Origin of the sequence: Lysobacter yananisis, from assembly GCF_031199375.1 — a bacterium.
GTDB lineage: Bacteria > Pseudomonadota > Gammaproteobacteria > Xanthomonadales > Xanthomonadaceae > Lysobacter > Lysobacter yananisis.
On the sequence record NZ_CP133568.1, the window covers coordinates 2,451,469 to 2,469,443 of the forward strand.

Sequence of the window (17,975 nt, forward strand, 5' to 3'; positions counted from 1 at the left end):
CACATGCGCGGAAATGTGGGTAGGGTGGCAGCGTTAAAACCGCGTTAGTGTTGTTAGAGGCCGCCCTAGCGGCCCGTTCTCGTCTGCGATGCCATCAGCGCATCCGCCATTGACCAATGGCGTCCGCAAGGACGTCTTCTACATGACAGGGGTTCATCAAGAAGATGCAAGGCTCCAATCGCGCAATGACGCGCAAGCACGTTTTTCCGTCGCACCGCTCCCTTTCCCGCTCCCTGCTGTGCCTGGCCATCGCCGGCGGCCTGCTGGCCGGCGCCGGTTCCGCCGCGGCGCAAAGCGCCAACGGCCAGACCGGCGATCCCGACAGCTGGCATAGCGAAGAATTCGACGCCGACTGGGGCCTGAGCGCGATCAACGCCCAGTACGCCTACGCCCGCGGCCTGACCGGCAAGGGCGTGCGCCTGGGCGTGTACGACAGCGGCACCGCGCTGGCGCATCCGGAGTTCGCCGGCAAGGACAACCGCGCGGTGATCATGGCCGAGCAGCTCGAAGATGGCAGCTTCTGCAGCAACACCAGCGTGCTGACCGGCCCCGGCGCCTGCTTCTACAGCCGCGGCGACGAGGGCCAGATCTCGTACACCGGCTTCAACGCCAACGTGCCGGAGAACATCCGCCGCATCATCATGTCCGGTCCGTACGTGCAGCCGGGCTGGGAGTTCAACACCCACGGCACCCACGTCGGCGGCACCATCGCCGCCAACCGCGACGGCAACGGCACCCACGGCGTGGCCTTCGGCTCCGACCTCAGCGTCGCCAAGTGGTCGTTCAACGCGGTGCAGGAATGGCAGCGCACCGCCACCGGCTACAGCGTGGTGCGCATCCCGCGCCCGAGCGCCGACGACGCGACCATCGCCCGCATGTACGCCGACATGAATTCGCAGGGCGTGCGCGCGCTCAACCACAGCTGGGGCCTGGCGACCGAGCCGGAAACCCTGGAAGACCTCGACGGCTATCTGTTCGAGCCGGAGAACGAGTCCTACTTCAACGTGTTCGGCGACGCCTCGCGCGCCAAGGGCATGCTGCAGGTCTGGGCCGCCGGCAACCACAACGAGGTCGTCACTCCCGAGACCGCGCCGCAGGCCGGCCTGTACGCGAGCCTGCCGCGCGCGTTCAAGGACCTGGAGCAGTACTGGCTGACCGTGGTCAGCGTGAACCAGGAACTGACCCTCAGCGATTTCTCGATGCGCTGCGCGCAGGCCGCCAACTGGTGCGTGGCCGCGCCGGGCTCGGACATCGCTTCGACCTACCTCGGCGGCGAAGGCTCGCTGCAGGGCGGGCTGGTGCGCAACCCGGACGGCTCGCAGTCGTTCAATATCACCGCCGGCACGCCGACCTACGAGTACGGCCTGCTCAGCGGCACCTCGATGGCGACCCCGCACGTCACCGGCGCGCTCGGCCTGCTGTTCGAACGCTTCCCGTACATGACCGGCGCGCAGGTGCGCGACGTGCTGCTGACCACCGCCACCGACCTCGGCGCGGCCGGCGTGGACGAGGTCTACGGCTGGGGCCTGATCGATCTGAAGAAGGCCATCGACGGCCCGGGCCAGATCCGCGTCGACACCGACGTGATCGTCGACCGCCTCGCCGGCGGCGCCAAGGTCTGGGAAGGCAAGGCCTGGGACGACTGGCGCAACGACATCGGCGGCACCGGCGTGCTGACCAAGTCCGGCATCGGCTGGCTGCGCCTGAGCGGCGACAACAGCTTCGGCGGCCTGCACGTGCGCGAAGGCGTGCTGGAACTGACCGGCGACAACGTCTACGCCGCGCAGGTCGACGGCGGCACCCTGGTGGTCAACGGCACCCTGACCACCGCGCAGCTGCCGGTGCGCGCCGGCGCCGGCCTCGGCGGCAGCGGCCGCATCGTCGGCGACGTGCGCGTGGAAGGCGCGGTTTCGCCGGGCAATTCGATCGGCACCCTGACCGTGCAGGGCGACTACGCCCAGGCGGCCGGTTCGACCTATGTCGCCGAGCTGTCCGCCGGCGGCCAGTCCGACCGCATCGACGTGACCGGCAAGGCCGTGCTCGAAGGCGGCACGCTGATGGTCCTGCACGCGCCGGGCCAGTACATGCTGGGCCAGAACTTCAACCTGATCAGCGCCGCCGGCGGGATCAGCGGCCAGTTCGCCGCGCTCGACCAGACCGCGTTCTCGCCGCTGCTGAAGTTCGGCCTGAGCTACGGCGCCAATTCGGTCGGGGTGGAAGTGACCCGCGGCCTGTCGCTGGCCGGCGCGGGCACCACGCCGAACCAGATCGCCGCCGGCGCCGCGGCCGACCGCCTCGGCGTGGGCCAGGGCATTCCGCAGCCGCTGACTCAGCTGTTCCCCGCGCAGGCCATCGCCGCGCTGGACACCCTCAGCGGCGAAGGCCACGCCAGCCTGCGTTCGATCGCCATCGACGACGCCCGCCACGTCCGCGACGCCGCGCTGGCGCGCGCGCGCAGCGGCCGCGCCGAGTTCGCCGCCGACGGCGAGGGCGCCTCGCAGGGCGCCTGGGCGCAGGTGCTGAAGTCCGGCGGCACCCTGTCCGGCGACGGCAACGCCGCGCGCAACGAGTACAGCGGCTCGGCCACCCTGGTCGGCTACGACTACCGTTTCGCCAACGGCTGGCGCATCGGCGCGCTCGGCGGCAGCGCCCGCACCGACAACGACAGCGAGCGCCAGGACAAGGGCCGGATCAAGAGCACCCAGCTCGGCGTCTACGCCGGTCAGAACTGGGGCCGCATCGCCCTCAGCGCCGGCTACACGCACGCGCGCCAGGACCTGACCCTGGACCGCCGCATCGGCTTCAACGGCTTCGCCGACCGCACCCGCGCGTCGTACGACGGCCGCACCCAGCAGGCCTTCGTCGAAGGCGGCTACCGCTTCGGCAACGAACGCTGGGGCCTGGAGCCGTACCTGCAGGTCGCCAAGCTGCGGGCCAAGACCGACGCGTTCCAGGAAACCGGCGGCGCGGCCGCGCTGAGCGGCGCCAGCGCCGAGAGCGAAGTCGACCTGGCCACCCTGGGCGTGCGCTTCAACGTCGACCTCAAGGGTTCGCAGCAGGACCAGAGCTGGCTGAGCCTGCGCGGCGGCCTCGGCCGTCGCCACGCCAGCGGCGACCTGACCCCGGTCACCCAGGTCGCCTGGCGCGGCGGCAGCGCGTTCGCCGTCGCCGGCGCTCCGCTGGCCGACGACTCGACCCTGGTCGAAGCCGGCGTGGCCGCGCGCCTGAGCGCCAACGGCCTGCTGGAGTTGAACTACAGCGGCCAGTTCGCCAACGAAGGCAACGACCACGGCTTCAACGCGCGTTACTCGCTGCGGTTCTGAGCGATCGCATCCGGCGACGGATGCACGAAGCCGCGACGGCGTTGCCGTCGCGGCTTTTTTTGTACAAGCGCGTGGGGATTTTTGCCATCGACGGCGCAGGGATCGTTGCAGCGATCCGCCGTTTCGCAGGCGGTTGCCGCGCGATTGCGGCCTGGAGCGGCTATCGGCGCGCGCGCCGGCTCATGGCTGGGCTCGCGTGGCGCCGGCTTGGCGTTCGTGGTGTTGCTCGCGCTCGCGTTCCTGGGTCCGCAGCTGCGCCTGCTCCTGATCGAACCGCAGCGTGTCGCGCAGCGTGTCCTGCAACGGCGGTGCGGGCTGTGCCAGGTTCACGCCGGTGTGGAAACCGGGCACGGTGCGATCCATCCACAAGGTGGCGCCGACGACGCCGACCGGCCCCAGGTTGTCCGCATCGCGGATGCCGTTGCGCTTGGCCGCCAGCACCCCCGCCGCGAGTTGTTCATCGGTTACGCCGTCGGGCACGCTGGCGCGGATTTTCGCGATCATCGCCCGATCCTCGCGCGGGAAGCGCGACAGGTCCACGGGCGGTTCGGGCTCGTGCCGGGCATCGGGTCGGACGTGTTGGGGCGTCTGTGCGGCGTCCGGTTTCGAGGGCGGCGCTCGCTGCGCATCCTGCGCCAGCACCTGCTGGCGCGCCTGCAGAATCTCTTCCGTGCTGGTGACCGCGACCAAGCGATTCACGCCATCCACGCCGCGCCGATAGTGCGCGACCGCGCTGTCGGCGCCGTACGCCCCGTCGCGCGGTTGCAGTTGCAGCGCGCCCGGCCCGGCGATGCCGTGCTGCTCGCGGGTGCGTTGAACCGCCAGCTCGATCGCCCGCTGCCATTGCGGCGTGAGTTCCGTCCTTTCGCCGGTGACCCGGTACTGATGCAGCAGCTGGTTCTGCTGCCGCTGTTGCTCGGTCGGCGCAGGTCGCGCTTCGAGCGCGGCGATGCGCGCATCGAAGCGCTGCAGCGACGGTTCGCGGGCGGCCTGGGTCAAGTCCAGTTCCAGCGCCAGATTGCCTTGCGCGACCCGGCCGCCGCCGCTCCATTCCCCGTCCGCGCCGCGTCGGTAGCGTTGCCCGTCGGAGCCCTGCGCTTCGTCGGGCCGGGGCCGCGCCCACTGCACCGCGGACGGAACCTCGACGAAGTCGCGCGAGCGCTGCGCGGCATGGCTTTCCAGATAGGCGGCGGCGACGGATTCGCGCCCATTGGCGATGTTGTGCTGGATGCGTACGACGGCTTCGCGGTTGAGCTCCGCGGCGCGTTCGGGCGTAGCGATCTGCTGTTGGTACACGCCGCGCTCGCCGGCGCCGGTCACCGCGGTCTTGACCAGACGTTGCCATTGTTCCGTTTCCGGGTCGCGCCGCCAGTTCTGGTTGTCCAGGCCGCGCCGATCGCCTGGCCCAGCCGGAACATCGAACGGGTCCTGAGGCCTCGGCGTCTTGGCCAAGGCCAGCTCGACCGCCCGGGCGCTGGCGTACGCGCCCAGCTCGCGCGCTTTTTCGTAGCCGGCGCCGAGCCGGCCCTCGACCGGATCGTCGCGACCGTCGGCGGTCTTGTCGATCCGTTCCTCGCGCACCCAATTGCGGCCGTCGAACGTCCAGACCACGCCCTGCCGATCGGTCTGCCGGGTGATGTCGCGGTTTTCCTTGAGGTCCACGGCTTTGTCGAAGGCCTTGCTCATCAGCATCGCGTCGGCGACGACGATGGCGGCCGGCAGGTAGCCCGACGTGCCCACGGTCGCAGCGGCGGCGCTGCCGCCCAGCCAGCCGCCGACATTGCGCGCCACGGCATGGCTGGCTTCCGACTGCGCCGCGGCCGGATTGTCCTGCTCCAGCAGCTCGGCGACGCGCGTGGCGCTGGCCGTCAGGTCGGCCCCGGTCGCCAGCAGGCCGCCGGAACGTATCAGCGTGTTACGGGGCACCTCGCCGATCAGCAATTGCGCCGAGGCGTATCCGCGTTGCCCGCCGGGAGCGCGCACGGACGCATCGCCTTCGGCGAGATCGGCCACGGCTCCGGACAGGGCGGTGTCGAACGAGTTCAGTCGCGGGCTGTCTTTGAAGACCGGTTGGTTCTGGTAGCCCGCTAAGTGTTGTTTGTATTCGGCCTCGGCGATGAAGCCGTCGCGATAGGATCGGTCCAGCAACTCGGCGGTGGTCGTCGTCTGCAGGCCAGGCAATTCCCGCTGCAACTGGCGTTGGATCTGCGGCGAAACGAAGTGCTTGTCGTCGGACCAGACGACGGTGTCGCGACCTTGCGTGTGCTCGCGCGCGGCGATCTCGATCAGGGAACGTTCGCCGGCGTTCTTGGCGAGCCGGGAGCGCTCGTCGGGGTCGGTGGCGGCCCTGAGTTCTCTTTCGGTGTCGGGGGCTTCGAGGACCGGGATCTGCCGATCGGCGATGTACGCGAGAAGCTCACGATTGAGAGGGCCGTTGCGTATTTCCAGGCGTACGGTATTGGAGATGGCCAGTTCGTATCCTTCGGCCTTCGCGACATCCATGTAAGTGTCCAGCAACTGCGAGCCGCCTGCGCGATAGGCGTAGACCAAACTGCTCGTGTCGGACAAAAAGTAGTTCGTCATGGCCCGACCCTCCCTGGTCAGACGCGATCCGATTTGACGTAGTCGCGGAACTTCCCGAAGAGTTCATCGCAGTCGGGGAAATCCAGGTCCGGCATCCATTGCCAAATCAGATGGCGGACCGCCAGGGCGAGATCGGGCTCGATCTCGTTGAATTCCTTTTCCTGGCGCAAGAACTCGGCGTAGTCTTCCGGCCTTTTTTCAAGGAAGTAGCGAGCGAAGGCCACGATCTCGTCGTCGTGCCATGTCCGCAGCCGCGCTTGCTGCTCTTTCGCGACCAGGTAGCCGGCTAGCGCATTTTCGTAGATCGCCTCATCGCTCACGCGTCTCTTGCCAGGGCCGGTCAGGACCCGAAGGATCCTGGTTCTGAGGCCTTCGTCCTCCAGCGCGTCTATCTTGGCTTGGAGCTCAGGGCTGATTGGCATGGTGTGGCTCCTTGTCGCCCGACTGTTCATGCATCAGGTTGGGTTTGAGTTTCTTGGGAGTTGTTGGCGAACGTTGAGAAGGGTGATGCATAACGAGGAGCGCTCGCCGAGCGGGATGGCAGAAGGTCGCGTTGCCCTGCTGCCGGCGCAGCGTAACCTTCAGAAAATTCGTACAGCGGGTTCGTGTGATGGATCGTTTCCGAGCCGAAGATTGGATCGCTTTTAGATCGGGCGTCAACACGCATTAATCGCGAGCCGCTGACGATGGCGATTCGCCCGGAGCGAAGCGGATGACAAAAACGATGATCTTATGTGTGTGCTTTGTGCCGACGTGGCGCCGGCCATAGCATTCCGGCAACAGGGCATGCTGATTTTTCCTTCAATAGGTGTAGTGGCAATGACGTCGTCGCCAACGTTGCCAACCGGCCGGCGGTATCTACGGCCGCCGCCGCACTGCCCCGCATGAGACATCCCGATCCGCCGGGCGTTCAGGGACGGAACGGATAGCAGTTCTGCTCGCAATGCGCACAGCCACGCCCCGTCCGGATCGGCGATCATGGCCGCTCCCGGCGCCGCCTCGCCTTCTACCCATGGAGCCCCGCATGATCGAACCGTCGTCGTTGCTGGCGTTCGCCGGCCTGGCCCTGGTGATGGTGCTGACCCCGGGGCCGAACATGGTGTATCTGGTCTCGCGGTCGATCTGCCAGGGTCGCCGCGCCGGGTGGACGTCGCTGGCCGGGGTCGCGGTCGGCTTCGTGTTCTATCTGCTGGGGGCCGCTTTCGGCATCACCGCGCTGCTGTTCGCCGTGCCCTACGCCTATGACGCGTTGCGTTTCGGCGGCGCGCTGTATCTGCTGTGGTTGGCGTGGCAGGCGATCAAGCCGGGCGGGCGTTCCCCGTTCCAGGTGCGCGAACTGGCGCCGGACAGCCCGCGCCGCCTGTTCGCGATGGGGCTGTTGACCAGCCTGCTCAATCCCAAGGTGGCGGTGTTCTACCTCGCGCTGCTGCCGCAGTTCATCGACCCGGCGCGCAGCGTGATGCCGCAGTCGTTGCTGCTGGGCGCGGTGCAGATCTGCATCAGCGTCGGCGTCAACGCGCTGATCGTGGCCGCCGCCGGCACGATCGCCGCGTTCCTGGCCGGGCGCCCGCGCTGGATCGCGGCGCAGCGCTGGGTCATGGGCGGGGTGTTGTCGGCGCTGGCGCTGCGCATGGCGGTGGATTCACGCCGCTGAGCGGCCGCTCCCGGCCCCCGGCATGGGGCGATGCGGCTGTCGGAGACCTTCGGGCCCGACGCTCTTGCCTTTGTGGGAGGGCCTTCAGGCCCGATGCACTCGTCCCGGCTCGCTCGAGCCCAACAGGAAGACATCGGGCTCGAGAGCCTTCCCACAACCTCTCACGGCGCGCGCCGCGCGGCCTGGTCGCGCGCGCGCTGGATGATCGCCCGCACCTGGGCGCGGTCGCGGTGGCGCGAGATCGCCACCGCGCCCAGCGCCAGCGCGCGTTCGCGCATGTGCGCGGTGACGTCGTAATGGCAGCCGCTGGGCTTGTCCTGGAACGACACCCGCGGTTTGCCCAGGCGCTGGGCGAATTCGTGCAGCTCCTCCAGCGTGTCGGCCATCAGGTGCGCCCAGCGCTCGCCGCGCCAGGGCCACACGGCGTCGTCGACGTAGACGGTCATGGCGTTCTCCTGCGGGACGGGCGGGGCTTGCGCGGCATGGGCATCCGGGGAGCGGCGGCGTCGCGGCGCGACAGGACGCGCGCAGTATCCGACAATCGGCCCCGGGCGAGCGACACCCCGCGCCCGCCGGAGGCCGCATGCACCTGTCCGCGATCCACCACGTCGCGATCATCTGCGCCGACTACGAGCGCTCCAGGCGCTTCTACGTCCAGATCCTCGGGCTGCGCGTGATCGCCGAAGCCTGGCGCGAGGCGCGGCGCTCGCACAAGCTCGACCTGGCCCTGCCCGACGGCGGCCAGATCGAGCTGTTCTCGTTTCCCGACCCGCCGCCGCGTCCGTCCTATCCGGAAGCCTGCGGCCTGCGCCACCTGGCGTTCCGCACGCCCGACCTCGACGCCTGCATCGCCGGCCTGGCCGCGCACGGCGTCGCGGCCGAACCGGTCCGCGTGGACGAATACACCGGCCGGCGGCTCACGTTCTGCGCCGATCCGGACGGCTTGCCGATCGAGTTCTACGAAGGCTAGAAGCGAGCGCAGAGGAGTGAGGAGTGAGCGACAGCAGCGCTCGCTCTCGCTCCTCACTTCTCCACGCTCACTCCTCGCCCTTCATTTCGAGTTCTACGAAGGCTGAGAAGCGAGCTCAGAGGAGTGAGGAGCGAGCGACAGCAGCGCTCCCTCTCGCTCCTCACTCCTCCACGCTCACTCCTCGCCCTTCATTCCTGCGCCACCGCCAGCCCCTGCGCCCGCCACGCCTCGAAGCCCCCGGCCAGCGGCCGCACCCGCTTGAAGCCGCGCCGGCGCAGTTCGCGCGCCAGCGTCGCCGCGGAGGCTTCGCTGGGGCAGTCGCAGTAGACGATCACTTCCTCGCGCCGCTGCGGCGCGATGCCGCTGAGCGACTCGTCGGCGAGGGTGGCGACGAAGATCGCGCCGGGAATCCAGCCCGAGGCGTCGCGCTGCTGGTGCGGACGCACGTCCAGGATCGTCGGCTCGGAGCCGGCGTCGAGCAACTGCGCCAGTTCGGCGACCGAAATCCGCGCCATGCGCAGTTCGCGCAGGAACAGCCAGCGCTTGAGCAGCTTGTAGCCGATCCACGCGGCCAGCATCGCGGCCAACGCGATCAGGCCATAGCGGCCGAGGGTGTCGAGCCGTTCCAGCAACTGGTTGACCGCGCGGTGGAAGACCGCGCCCAGCGCCACCGCCGCGCCGGCCCACAGCAGCGCGCCGAGGCCGTCGTAGAACGCGAAGCGGCGCGCGCGGGTGCCGGTCTCGCCGGCCAGCACCGTGGCCACCGCGGCGAAGCCGGGCACGAACTTGGCGACCACCAGCGACGGCGCGCCCCAGCGCGCGTAGAGGCTGCGCGTGGTCAGCACGCACGAATCCGGCGACAGCGACAGCCGGCACATCAGCCGCAGCAGGCGCGCGCCGATGCGGCGGCCGCCGAAATACCACGCGCTGTCGGCCAGCAGCGCCGCCAGCGTCGCGGTCAGCAGCACCGGCGGCAACGCCAGCCACAGGTTGGGTTGGTGGTCCACGGCCACCGAACTGGCGACCACGATCGGCGGATACGCCGGTACCGGCAGCCCGCCCTGGTCGAGCAGCACGCAGACGAACACCACGAGCAGGCCGTAGTTCTCGATCAGGTGCAGCAACGCGTCCATCCGGGGTCCTGGGCATGGCCGGCGCGGCGAGGAGGGCGGCGCGGCGATGGCGTGAAGTCTCCGCGCGCGTCCGCGGCCGCGCAATCGCACCGCGGGCACGGATCGTTGCAGGCGCGACGCCGCCGCTGCGCGGCCCGGCAGGCGCGGGCGGAACCGGTCTGCGTGGCCGGCGACGGGCGCGGCGCCAAGTGCGGTCGTGGCGCATAGGGCGCGGCGCCGCCCACCGGCATCACGCCGCGCTACCGCGGCCGGGCCTAGTGTCGTCGTCCGGGCCGTGCCGGATCGGCGGCCCGCAGCCCGTCTTCGTTCGTCCGATGGAGCCGTCGATGCGCCTGGAAGGCAGCCAGGAAACCCTGCTGATCACCCTCTACGCCAAGGCGATGGACAACCGCGCCGCGCATCCGGTCCTGCACGATCGCCTCGCCGACGACCTGGTCCGCCGCATCGATTACGACTTCGAGCGCTTCGGCCTGGGGCCGCTGGACATCCGCGGCCTGGCCCTGCGCTCGTTGGCGATCGACAAGTGGACGCGCGCGGCGCTGCAGTCGCGCGCCGACACCCTGGTGCTGCACCTGGCCTGCGGATTGGACTCGCGCATCTACCGGGTCGATCCGGCGCTGGACGTGGACTGGCTCGACATCGACTTCCCCGCGGTGATCCAGCTGCGTCGCGAGCTGTTGCCGCAGCGGCTGGGCCTGTACCGCACCCTGGCGACCAACGTCATGGAGCCGGACTGGATCGGCCGGCTCGACCGCGACCGGCCGGTGCTGGTGATCGCCGAGGGGCTGTTTCCCTATCTCGACGAATGGCGCGCGCGCGAACTGGTGCGGCGCCTGGTCGAGCATTTCCCGCAAGGCGGGCAGTTGCTATGCGATGTCTACAATCGCCTGGCGCTGCGGCTGCTGCGCCACGCGCGCATGATCCGCGCCACCGACGCGCGCATCGGCGAATGGGGGCGCGAGGGCGCCGGCGGCGTGGAATCCTGGCATCCGCGGCTGCAACTGGTCGACGAGGCGCGCTACACGCAACTGCCGGAAATGGCCGCGCTGCCGTGGACGCAGCGCTGGGCCATCGGCCTGTACGAGCGCTCGCGCTGGCTGCGCGAGCTGGGCCGGGTGGTGCGCTACCGGTTCTGAGCGACGCGGCGTACGCGCTCCGGTATCGCTTCCGCACCGTCTCGCGCCGCGGCTCAACCCGCCAACGCCGGATCCGGCTTGCGGAACGCGATCGCCAAGCGGTTCCACGCGTTCATCGCGATCGCCGCATACGTCAGCGCGACCAAATCCGAATCGGCGAACTGCGCGCGCGCCCGCGCATACACCGCATCGTCCACCGGCGCCTGGTCGAGCGGATCGCCGACGTGGGTGATCGCCTCGGCCCAGGCCAGCGCCGCGCGCTCGCGTTCGCTGAAGGGCCCCTCCGGCCAGACCCGCAACAGGTGCAGGCGGCGATGGCTCTCGCCGCGTTCCACCGCCTCGTCGGTGTGCGCGCGGATGCAGTAGGCGCAGCCGTTGATCTGCGAGACGCGGACATTGACCAGATCGACCAGCGACGGCTCCAGGCCGCTGTGTTCGATGTACTTGCGCAGGCCCAGCAGGGCCTGGGTGCCGCGCGGGTCGACCTTGTTGTAATCCAGGCGGGCGGACATGGACGGGCTCCTCGAAACTTGCGTCGTGCGACGCGGTGGACGCAGGCTAGGCTGTTCAGTGCTGAAATACATTTCCCCACCGATGCAATCCGGGCTTGCACGAATGAACAACCGCTCCCGCCTCGCCGCCGTCGCCGCGCCGCTGTCCTGGGACGACTATCGCTTCTTGCTCGCGATCGGCCGCGCCGGCTCGCTCAACGGCGCGGCCAAGCGCCTGGGCGTCAGCCATCCCACCGTGTTCCGGCGCGTCAACGCGATCGAGCGCGCGCTCGGGGTGCGCCTGTTCGAACGCGCGCGCGAGGGCTATGCGCCCACGCCCAACGGCGAGGAAGCCATCGCCGCGGCGGCGCAGATCGAGGAACGCATCGCCGCGACCGAGCGCCGCCTGGCCGGCCTGGACGCGCGTCCGACCGGCACGGTCCGCCTGGCCACGGTCGAGCCGCTGCTGCACCGGGTGCTGCCGCCGCTGCTGGCGCGGTTCCGCCGCGCCCATCCGGGCATCGTCGTGCAGGTCACCGCCGACAACCACACCCAGGACCTGTCGCGGCACGAGGCCGACCTCGCCCTGCGCCCTGGCGGCGAGCCGCCGGAGGGGTTGGTCGGGCGCAAGCTCGCGCGCCTGGCCAGCGCCGTGTACCGGCCGCGCGCGCTGCGTCTGCCGCGCGGCGCCGGGCCGCAGGACCTGGACGGCTACGACTGGCTGCTGCCCGCCGGCAACCTCGCCCACATCGCCATGGCCCAGTGGCTGCGGCGGATGCAGTACGACCGCCGCGCCGTGTTCAGCGCCAACAGCCTGCTCGGCCTGCGCGAGGCCGCGGTCGCCGGCCTCGGCCTGACGGTGCTGCCGTGTTACCTCGGCGACGGCGAGCGCGGGCTGGTCCGGGTCGGCGACCCGGTCGAGGCGATGGGCGCCGACCTGTGGCTGTTGCAACACCCCGACCTGCGCCGGACCGAGCGCGTGCGCGCGCTGGCCGAAGCCCTGCGCGAGGGCGTGCGCGCGCTGCAGCCGGACCTGTCCGGTCGGGCAGGTCCGATCGGGTAGGTCCGACCCGGCCAAGTCCCGCCCGGACCGCCTAGCGCGGCCCCGGGGTAGCGACCGTGAAGCAGGTCCACATGAGCAAACGGCATCACAAGTCCACCGTAGCGTTTGAAACCTGTGACGCGTGGCACGTCGGATTAGGAAAATTCCTACACGCTGTAGAGCACTCCGACGACAGTTTCTATTGCGCGCAACAAGCATCTTTTGAATCGCTCGACGGCACTACCGAGTCACAGATCCGCCAGGAAGCGGACATCCCCCAGACCGGGCCGGCTGAACTTTTCAACAAGGATGACCCATGTTTCGCGTGGAACTGAAGCAACGCGACGGCGGCGACGATAGAGCGCTGACCGCGGCGGTGGCGGAAATCGAGCAGGAGTACCGCAGCGCCGAAGCGGCGCTGAAGTCCGTGCTGCCCTCGGCGCGGAAGTACGCGCTCCAGGCCGGCAAGGGCTTGTGGCTCCGCGTCTTCTACAACGGCGACTCGCAGCCCGTGTTTGGCACGTTGGTTCCCTAGGGCCGGCGTGCGGTTTGCGCCGCCCGGCCGACAGGACGTCTGGCCGGGCGGCGCGGGCCTCCGCCGCCGCGTCGGCCCTTCGCACCCCCTCCCGCCCGCACCGCCCGCCTCGCGTGGGGCGAAGCAGCCGGCTTGAGTCATAGGTCGCGGTCGCATCCCCAGGTCGACCCCGACCCTCCCCAGCGGCCGCGGCCTATGACTCAAGCCGGTTTCCTCGTGCGCTGCCCGCTGCGGGCGGGGCGCAAGCCGCGACCGCGACATCGCGCTTACGACGCAAGCGAGGTTTCGCGGTCGCGGCTCGCGCCGCTCCTACAGGCGGCACACCTGACCGACGCCGCGCGCGCGACACAAGCCAACCCCAAACCGAGATCGCTCAGAGCGGATCCAGCCAGCCGCGGGCGATGGCGGCGTCGACGTCGTCGGGCGTGTCCAGGTCCAGTTCCAGTTCCGGCGCGCGCAGGCGCCACACCGCGCCGTCCGGCGCCTGTGCCAGGGCGGCGCCGAAGCCGCGGTCGCCGCGCACGCCGGTGGCCTCGCGCCACAGCTGTGCCGAGATCAGCGCCGGCACGCCGAGCGCGCCGGCATGTTCGGTCGCGGCGCAGCCGGCCGCGGTGGCGCCGTCGCGCAGGGCCAGCAGGTGCGCCAGCTCCAGCGCCGGTTGGTCGCAGGCCAGCACCAGCACGGCGCCGTCGAATCCGGCCAGCGCGCGCGCGGCGGTGGCGAGGCTGCTGGCCATCCCGTCCTGCCAATCGGGATTGAGCACGCTCTGTGCCGCCAGGCCGTCGAGTTCGGCGCCCAGGCGTTCGGCGCGCGCGCCGAGCACCACCACGGTGCGCGCCGCGCCGCTGGCCAGTGCCAGCCGCGCGCCGCGCCGCAGCAGGCTTTCGCCGTCGCGGCGCAGCAGTTGCTTGGGCTGGCCGAGGCGGCGGCTGGCGCCGGCGGCGAGCAGCACGGCGGCGAAGTCCATCGTTCAGTCCGCGCCGTGGCGGTGGCGTTGCAATTGCGCGGCCACGCTCAGGGCGATCGCCTCGGGCCCTTCGCCGCCGAGCGCCAGGCCGATCGGCGAATGCAGGCGCGCGGCCAGCGCGTCGCGCGCCGCCGCCGGCAGCACCCGGAACAGGTCGTCGCGACGGCGTTGCGGGCCGAGCAGGCCGACGAAGCCGATGCCCTGGCCGCCGTCGCCGCCGAGATGTTCCAGCGCTTCGCGGTCGAGTTCGAAATGGTGGTGCATGACCAGCGCGGCGTCGTGCGCGCGCGCGGTCGCCAGCGCCTGCGCGGGGCTGCGCGCGAGCGCGTGGTCGGCCAGCGCCGCCAGCGCGGCCCAGCGCGGGCGGCGTTCGACCAGGGTGGTCATCCAGCCGAGCGTGCGCAGCAGCGGCAGCAGCGTCGGGGTCTCCGGGCCGGCGCCGAGCACCAGCACCGACGGCGGCGCGGCGATCTCCAGGCGCCAGCGGCCGGGTTCGGCGGCGCCGGGCGCGGACGGCCACGGCAACGACGCCGCCGGCAGGGTCCAGCGCTGGCGTTCGTCGCCGACCGCCGCGGTCAGTGCGCCGCCGGCCTGGAGGTCCAGGCGCAGGTCGCCGTGGCCGCGGCGCCATTCGTCCACCAGCGCCGGCCAGTCGCGCAGGCCCGCCAGCGGCAGCAGGGCCAGGCGCAGGCGGCCGCGGCAGCCTTGCGCGGAGCCGGCGAACAGGTCTTCGTCGCTGCGGGTGTCGATGTCGATCCAGTCGATGCCCTGGGCGGCCGCGGCTTCGGCGGCGCGCTGCTCGATCTCCGGCTCGACGCAGCCGCCGCTGAGCCAGCCGATCTGGCCCTCGCGCGCGCCGAACAGCGCCATCGCGCCGGCGCGTACGTAGGTCGAGCCTTCGGTCTCCAGCACCAGCGCCAGCGTCGCCGGGTCGCCGCGCGCGGCCGCGGCGGCGCTGGCTTCGAGCACCGCGCGCGCGCCGCCGGGCGCGCTGCGGGGGGAAGAACCGGGTTCCGGCGAATCGGCCATGGAGGGCGACCGTGGGCGGGGTAGGGTCGAGTCTAGAACGACTGCGGCGGCGCGGCATGCCGCCGCCGTCGCGGCGCGCCGGCGGCGGCGCGCGAACGGCAGTTTCAGGCAAGCCGGCGCGCAGGGGTTTCTCCCGTCGCCGCGACGCCGGGGCCGATCCGGCGGACGCGTATACCGCTTCGGCCTGCAGTCCTGGGCAAGCCCGGGCCGGATCGCCCGGCCGCGACGCCCGTCATGCATCGCCGCAGCGGCGCCGCGGCGCGCTGGCATCGGCGGCGAAGCCGGGTGTAGGCTCGGACCACCCCAGCCGCCGCGAGGGACACCGATGAAGCTCAACGTCAACGGCATCGACCACGACGTCGACGCGCCGCCGGACATGCCGTTGTTGTGGGTGCTGCGCGACCTGCTGCACCTGACCGGGACCAAGTTCGGCTGCGGCATCGCCCAATGCGGCGCCTGCACGGTGCACGTCGACGGCGCCCCGCGCCGCGCCTGCGTGACGCCGGCGGCCACGGTGCAAGGACGCAAGGTCGTCACCATCGAGGGCCTCGGCCGCGACGGCCCGCATCCGGTGCAGCGCGCCTGGGCCGAGATCGACGTGGTCCAGTGCGGCTACTGCCAGTCCGGCCAGATCATGTCCGCGGCCGCGCTGCTGGGCAAAGTCCCGCAACCCACCGACACCGACATCGACCAGGCGCTGTCCGGCAACATCTGCCGCTGCGGCACCTATCCGCGCATCCGCGCGGCGGTGCATCGCGCCGCGCAGATCGCCGGCGGCGGCGCGACGGCGTTCGATCCGCCGACCGCCGCGAGCGCCGTGCCGCTGCCGTTGCCGGTGCTGCGCAACGTCGAAACCGCCTGATTCCCGCTCCGCGGCCGCGGCCCGCGCCGCCGCCGCATGCGTCTGCAAGGAGGTGGCTGTGAACACCCTCGATGCGCCCTCGCGGCGCCGGTTCCTCAAGAGCGGGGCGACGATCGGCGGCGGCCTGGTGGTCGGCTTCCTCGTGCCCGGCGCCAAGCGCTTCGCCCAGGCCGCGCCGGCGGCGGCCGCCGCCGTGTCCGCGGGCTTCGCGCCCAACGCGTTCCTGCGCATCGCCGCCGACGACACCGTGACCGTGCTGCTGTCGCACTCGGAAATGGGTCAGGGCATCTGGACCGGCCTGGCGATGCTGATCGCCGAAGAGCTCGACGCGGACTGGTCGAAGATCAAGGTCGAGCACGCGCCGGCCGCGCCGGACTACAAGCACACCGCGTTCGGCATGCAGATGACCGGCGGCTCGACCAGCACCTGGAGCGAGTTCGAGCGCTACCGCATGGCCGGCGCCACGGCGCGCACGCTGTTGCTGGCGGCCGCATCGAAACGGCTCGGCGTGCCGGCCGAACGCTTGCGCACCGAGAACGGCGCGGTGATCGACGGTTCGCGCCGCCTGCGCTACGGCGAACTCGTCGCGGCCGCCGCCGGGCTGACGGCGCCGGCGACGCCGCCCAAGCTCAAGGACGCCAAGGACTGGAAGATCATCGGCAAGCCGACGCGGCGCCTGGACGGCCCGGAGAAGATCGACGGCCGCGCCAAGTTCGGCATGGACGTGCACTTCGACGGATTGCTGACCGCGATGGTCGCGCGCGCGCCGGTGTTCGGCGGCACGGTGAAATCCTTCGACGACAGCGCCGCGCGCAAGGTGCCCGGCGTGCGCGACGTGGTCCGGGTGCCCAGCGGCGTGGCCGTCGTCGCCGATCACTACTGGGCGGCCAAGCAGGGCCGCGACGCGTTGAAGATCGATTGGAATCCCGGCCCGAACGCGGACGGACTGGACGACGCCAAGTTGCGCGCCGAGTTCGCGCGCCTGGCCGCGGCCGGCGGCGGCGCGGTCGCGAGCCGCGCCGGCGACGCCGACGCCGCGTTGAAGGGCGCGGCGAAGGTGATCGAGGCCGAGTACCACGTGCCGTACCTCGCGCATGCGCCGATGGAGCCGCTCAATTGCACGGTCAGGATCGGCGCGGACCGCTGCGAGGTCTGGACCGGCACCCAGTTCCAGACCCTGGACCAGGCCGTGGCGGCCAAGATCACCGGGCTTGCGCCCGAGCAGGTGCAGATCCACACCACCTTCCTCGGCGGCGGTTTCGGCCGGCGCGCGACGCCGAGCTCGGACTTCGTGTCCGAAGCGGTGCATGTGGCCAAGGCCGCGGGCAAGCCGGTCAAGACGGTGTGGTCGCGCGAGGACGACGTGCGCGGCGGCTACTACCGGCCGATGTACCTGCAGCGGGCGCGCATCGGCCTGGACAAGCAGGGCCGGCCGGTGGCGTGGAAGCAGACCCTGGTGGGGCAGTCGATCATCACCGGCACGCCGATGGCGCCGATGCTGGTCAAGAACGGCGTCGATTCGACCTCGGTCGAGGGCGTGGCCGATTCGCCGTACATCCAGGGCGTCAAGGACCACTTCGTCGAACTGCATTCGCCGCAGACCGGGATTCCGGTGCTGTGGTGGCGCTCGGTCGGGCACAGCTACAACGGCTTCGTCATGGAGAGCCTGATCGACGAAGCCGCGCACGCGGCCGGCCGCGACCCGGTCGAATACCGGCGCGCGTTGCTCGGCGAGCATCCACGGCACCTGGCGGCGTTGAACCTGGCGGCGGAGAAGGCCGGTTGGGGTTCGAAACTTCCGGCCGGACGCGCGCGCGGCGTGGCCGTGCACGAATCCTTCGGCAGCTACATCGCCCAGATCGCCGAGGTCTCGCTGGAGGATGCGCCCGGCGGCAAGCGCATCCGCGTGCACCGCTTCGTCTGCGCGATCGACTGCGGGCTGGCGGTCAATCCCGACGGGGTGCGCGCGCAGATGGAATCGGGCATCAACTTCGGCCTGGGCGCGGCGCTGTACAGCGAGCTGACCTTCCGCGACGGGCGCGTGCGCCAATCCAACTTCCACGATTACCGGGTGCTGCGCATGGACGAGGCGCCGGCGATCGAGGTGCACATCGTGCCGAGCGCGGAAAAGATGGGCGGCGCCGGCGAACCGGGCACCGCGCCGGTGGCGGCGGCGGTGGCCAACGCGGTGTTCGCGCTGGGCGGCACGCGCCTGCGCGAGCTGCCGTTGCGGGTGCCCGCGTGAACCGG

General features: G+C 71.0%; 15 protein-coding genes. 8 read left to right on the plus strand and 7 right to left on the minus strand.

All coding sequences use genetic code 11. The annotated features are described in order from the left end of the window. The first annotated feature begins 185 nt into the window (after positions 1-185). On the plus strand, positions 186-3,323 hold the full coding sequence (locus RDV84_RS10285; protein WP_057949159.1) for an autotransporter domain-containing protein: 3,138 nt from the start codon (positions 186-188) through the stop codon (positions 3,321-3,323). A gap of 180 nt (positions 3,324-3,503) precedes the next feature. On the opposite strand, the gene RDV84_RS10290 is transcribed toward RDV84_RS10285, so the two are convergent. After that, positions 3,504-5,906, minus strand: a complete 2,403-nt coding sequence (locus RDV84_RS10290; protein ID WP_057949158.1) for a hypothetical protein — start codon at positions 5,904-5,906, stop codon at positions 3,504-3,506. A gap of 17 nt (positions 5,907-5,923) precedes the next feature. Next, positions 5,924-6,328 (minus strand): hypothetical protein, encoded by a 405-nt coding sequence (locus RDV84_RS10295; RefSeq protein ID WP_250449041.1) that lies wholly within the window; start codon positions 6,326-6,328, stop codon positions 5,924-5,926. Positions 6,329-6,930: 602 nt separating this feature from the next. Between RDV84_RS10295 and RDV84_RS10300 the strand changes: the two genes are divergently transcribed. Beyond that, a complete protein-coding gene (locus RDV84_RS10300) occupies positions 6,931-7,560 on the plus strand; it encodes a LysE family translocator (protein WP_309153347.1) in 630 nt (209 codons plus the stop codon). A gap of 161 nt (positions 7,561-7,721) precedes the next feature. Here RDV84_RS10300 and RDV84_RS10305 read toward each other — a convergent pair whose 3' ends face one another. Beyond that, the gene (locus RDV84_RS10305; protein ID WP_309153348.1) at positions 7,722-8,006 is read right to left on the minus strand and encodes a DUF4031 domain-containing protein; all 285 of its coding nucleotides are present in this window, start codon (positions 8,004-8,006) and stop codon (positions 7,722-7,724) included. A 137-nt stretch (positions 8,007-8,143) separates the two neighbouring features. Between RDV84_RS10305 and gloA2 the strand changes: the two genes are divergently transcribed. Then, positions 8,144-8,530, plus strand: coding sequence for an SMU1112c/YaeR family gloxylase I-like metalloprotein (gene gloA2 / locus RDV84_RS10310; protein ID WP_309153349.1), 387 nt, complete (start codon positions 8,144-8,146; stop codon positions 8,528-8,530). A gap of 188 nt (positions 8,531-8,718) precedes the next feature. Here the strand turns inward: gloA2 and RDV84_RS10315 are convergent, their stop codons facing one another. Continuing rightward, positions 8,719-9,663, minus strand: a complete 945-nt coding sequence (locus RDV84_RS10315) for a DedA family protein/thiosulfate sulfurtransferase GlpE (protein ID WP_309153350.1) — start codon at positions 9,661-9,663, stop codon at positions 8,719-8,721. A gap of 326 nt (positions 9,664-9,989) precedes the next feature. Between RDV84_RS10315 and RDV84_RS10320 the strand changes: the two genes are divergently transcribed. After that, on the plus strand, positions 9,990-10,799 hold the full coding sequence (locus tag RDV84_RS10320; protein ID WP_309153351.1) for a class I SAM-dependent methyltransferase: 810 nt from the start codon (positions 9,990-9,992) through the stop codon (positions 10,797-10,799). Positions 10,800-10,852: 53 nt separating this feature from the next. On the opposite strand, the gene RDV84_RS10325 is transcribed toward RDV84_RS10320, so the two are convergent. After that, complete coding sequence (locus RDV84_RS10325) at positions 10,853-11,311, minus strand: carboxymuconolactone decarboxylase family protein (RefSeq protein WP_057949151.1); 459 nt, start codon at positions 11,309-11,311, stop codon at positions 10,853-10,855. A gap of 103 nt (positions 11,312-11,414) precedes the next feature. Between RDV84_RS10325 and RDV84_RS10330 the strand changes: the two genes are divergently transcribed. Together RDV84_RS10330 and RDV84_RS10335 are read left to right on the plus strand one after the other, a co-directional pair. Next, on the plus strand, positions 11,415-12,353 hold the full coding sequence (locus tag RDV84_RS10330; RefSeq protein ID WP_309153352.1) for a LysR family transcriptional regulator: 939 nt from the start codon (positions 11,415-11,417) through the stop codon (positions 12,351-12,353). 295 nt (positions 12,354-12,648) lie between these two features. Then, complete coding sequence (locus RDV84_RS10335) at positions 12,649-12,867, plus strand: hypothetical protein (RefSeq protein ID WP_057949150.1); 219 nt, start codon at positions 12,649-12,651, stop codon at positions 12,865-12,867. Positions 12,868-13,240: 373 nt separating this feature from the next. Here the strand turns inward: RDV84_RS10335 and RDV84_RS10340 are convergent, their stop codons facing one another. Both RDV84_RS10340 and RDV84_RS10345 read right to left on the minus strand, forming a co-directional pair. Then, entirely contained in the window at positions 13,241-13,834 is a 594-nt protein-coding gene (locus tag RDV84_RS10340) for a nucleotidyltransferase family protein (protein WP_309153353.1), read from the minus strand. Between the two features lie 3 nt (positions 13,835-13,837). Continuing rightward, positions 13,838-14,863 (minus strand): XdhC family protein, encoded by a 1,026-nt coding sequence (locus tag RDV84_RS10345; protein ID WP_309153354.1) that lies wholly within the window; start codon positions 14,861-14,863, stop codon positions 13,838-13,840. A gap of 325 nt (positions 14,864-15,188) precedes the next feature. Here RDV84_RS10345 and RDV84_RS10350 point away from each other — a divergent pair, with 325 nt between their 5' ends. Together RDV84_RS10350 and RDV84_RS10355 are read left to right on the plus strand one after the other, a co-directional pair. Continuing rightward, entirely contained in the window at positions 15,189-15,725 is a 537-nt protein-coding gene (locus RDV84_RS10350; protein ID WP_309153355.1) for a (2Fe-2S)-binding protein, read from the plus strand. A 58-nt stretch (positions 15,726-15,783) separates the two neighbouring features. Then, positions 15,784-17,970: a xanthine dehydrogenase family protein molybdopterin-binding subunit gene (locus RDV84_RS10355; protein WP_309153356.1), complete on the plus strand. Its 2,187-nt coding sequence runs from the start codon at positions 15,784-15,786 to the stop codon at positions 17,968-17,970. The last annotated feature ends 5 nt before the right edge of the window (positions 17,971-17,975 follow it).

Bases quoted from the DNA above. Each gene is read 5' to 3' on its own strand.
- RDV84_RS10285 (WP_057949159.1), top strand. From the start codon at position 186: ATGACGCGCAAGCACGTTTTTCCGTCGCACCGCTCCCTTTCCCGCTCC.
- RDV84_RS10290 (WP_057949158.1), bottom strand. From the start codon at position 5,906: ATGACGAACTACTTTTTGTCCGACACGAGCAGTTTGGTCTACGCCTAT.
- gloA2 (WP_309153349.1), top strand. From the start codon at position 8,144: ATGCACCTGTCCGCGATCCACCACGTCGCGATCATCTGCGCCGACTAC.
- RDV84_RS10335 (WP_057949150.1), top strand. From the start codon at position 12,649: ATGTTTCGCGTGGAACTGAAGCAACGCGACGGCGGCGACGATAGAGCG.
- RDV84_RS10340 (WP_309153353.1), bottom strand. From the start codon at position 13,834: ATGGACTTCGCCGCCGTGCTGCTCGCCGCCGGCGCCAGCCGCCGCCTC.
- RDV84_RS10330 (WP_309153352.1), top strand. From the start codon at position 11,415: ATGAACAACCGCTCCCGCCTCGCCGCCGTCGCCGCGCCGCTGTCCTGG.
- RDV84_RS10345 (WP_309153354.1), bottom strand. From the start codon at position 14,863: ATGGCCGATTCGCCGGAACCCGGTTCTTCCCCCCGCAGCGCGCCCGGC.
- RDV84_RS10295 (WP_250449041.1), bottom strand. From the start codon at position 6,328: ATGCCAATCAGCCCTGAGCTCCAAGCCAAGATAGACGCGCTGGAGGAC.
- RDV84_RS10300 (WP_309153347.1), top strand. From the start codon at position 6,931: ATGATCGAACCGTCGTCGTTGCTGGCGTTCGCCGGCCTGGCCCTGGTG.
- RDV84_RS10320 (WP_309153351.1), top strand. From the start codon at position 9,990: ATGCGCCTGGAAGGCAGCCAGGAAACCCTGCTGATCACCCTCTACGCC.
- RDV84_RS10315 (WP_309153350.1), bottom strand. From the start codon at position 9,663: ATGGACGCGTTGCTGCACCTGATCGAGAACTACGGCCTGCTCGTGGTG.
- RDV84_RS10305 (WP_309153348.1), bottom strand. From the start codon at position 8,006: ATGACCGTCTACGTCGACGACGCCGTGTGGCCCTGGCGCGGCGAGCGC.
- RDV84_RS10325 (WP_057949151.1), bottom strand. From the start codon at position 11,311: ATGTCCGCCCGCCTGGATTACAACAAGGTCGACCCGCGCGGCACCCAG.
- RDV84_RS10350 (WP_309153355.1), top strand. From the start codon at position 15,189: ATGAAGCTCAACGTCAACGGCATCGACCACGACGTCGACGCGCCGCCG.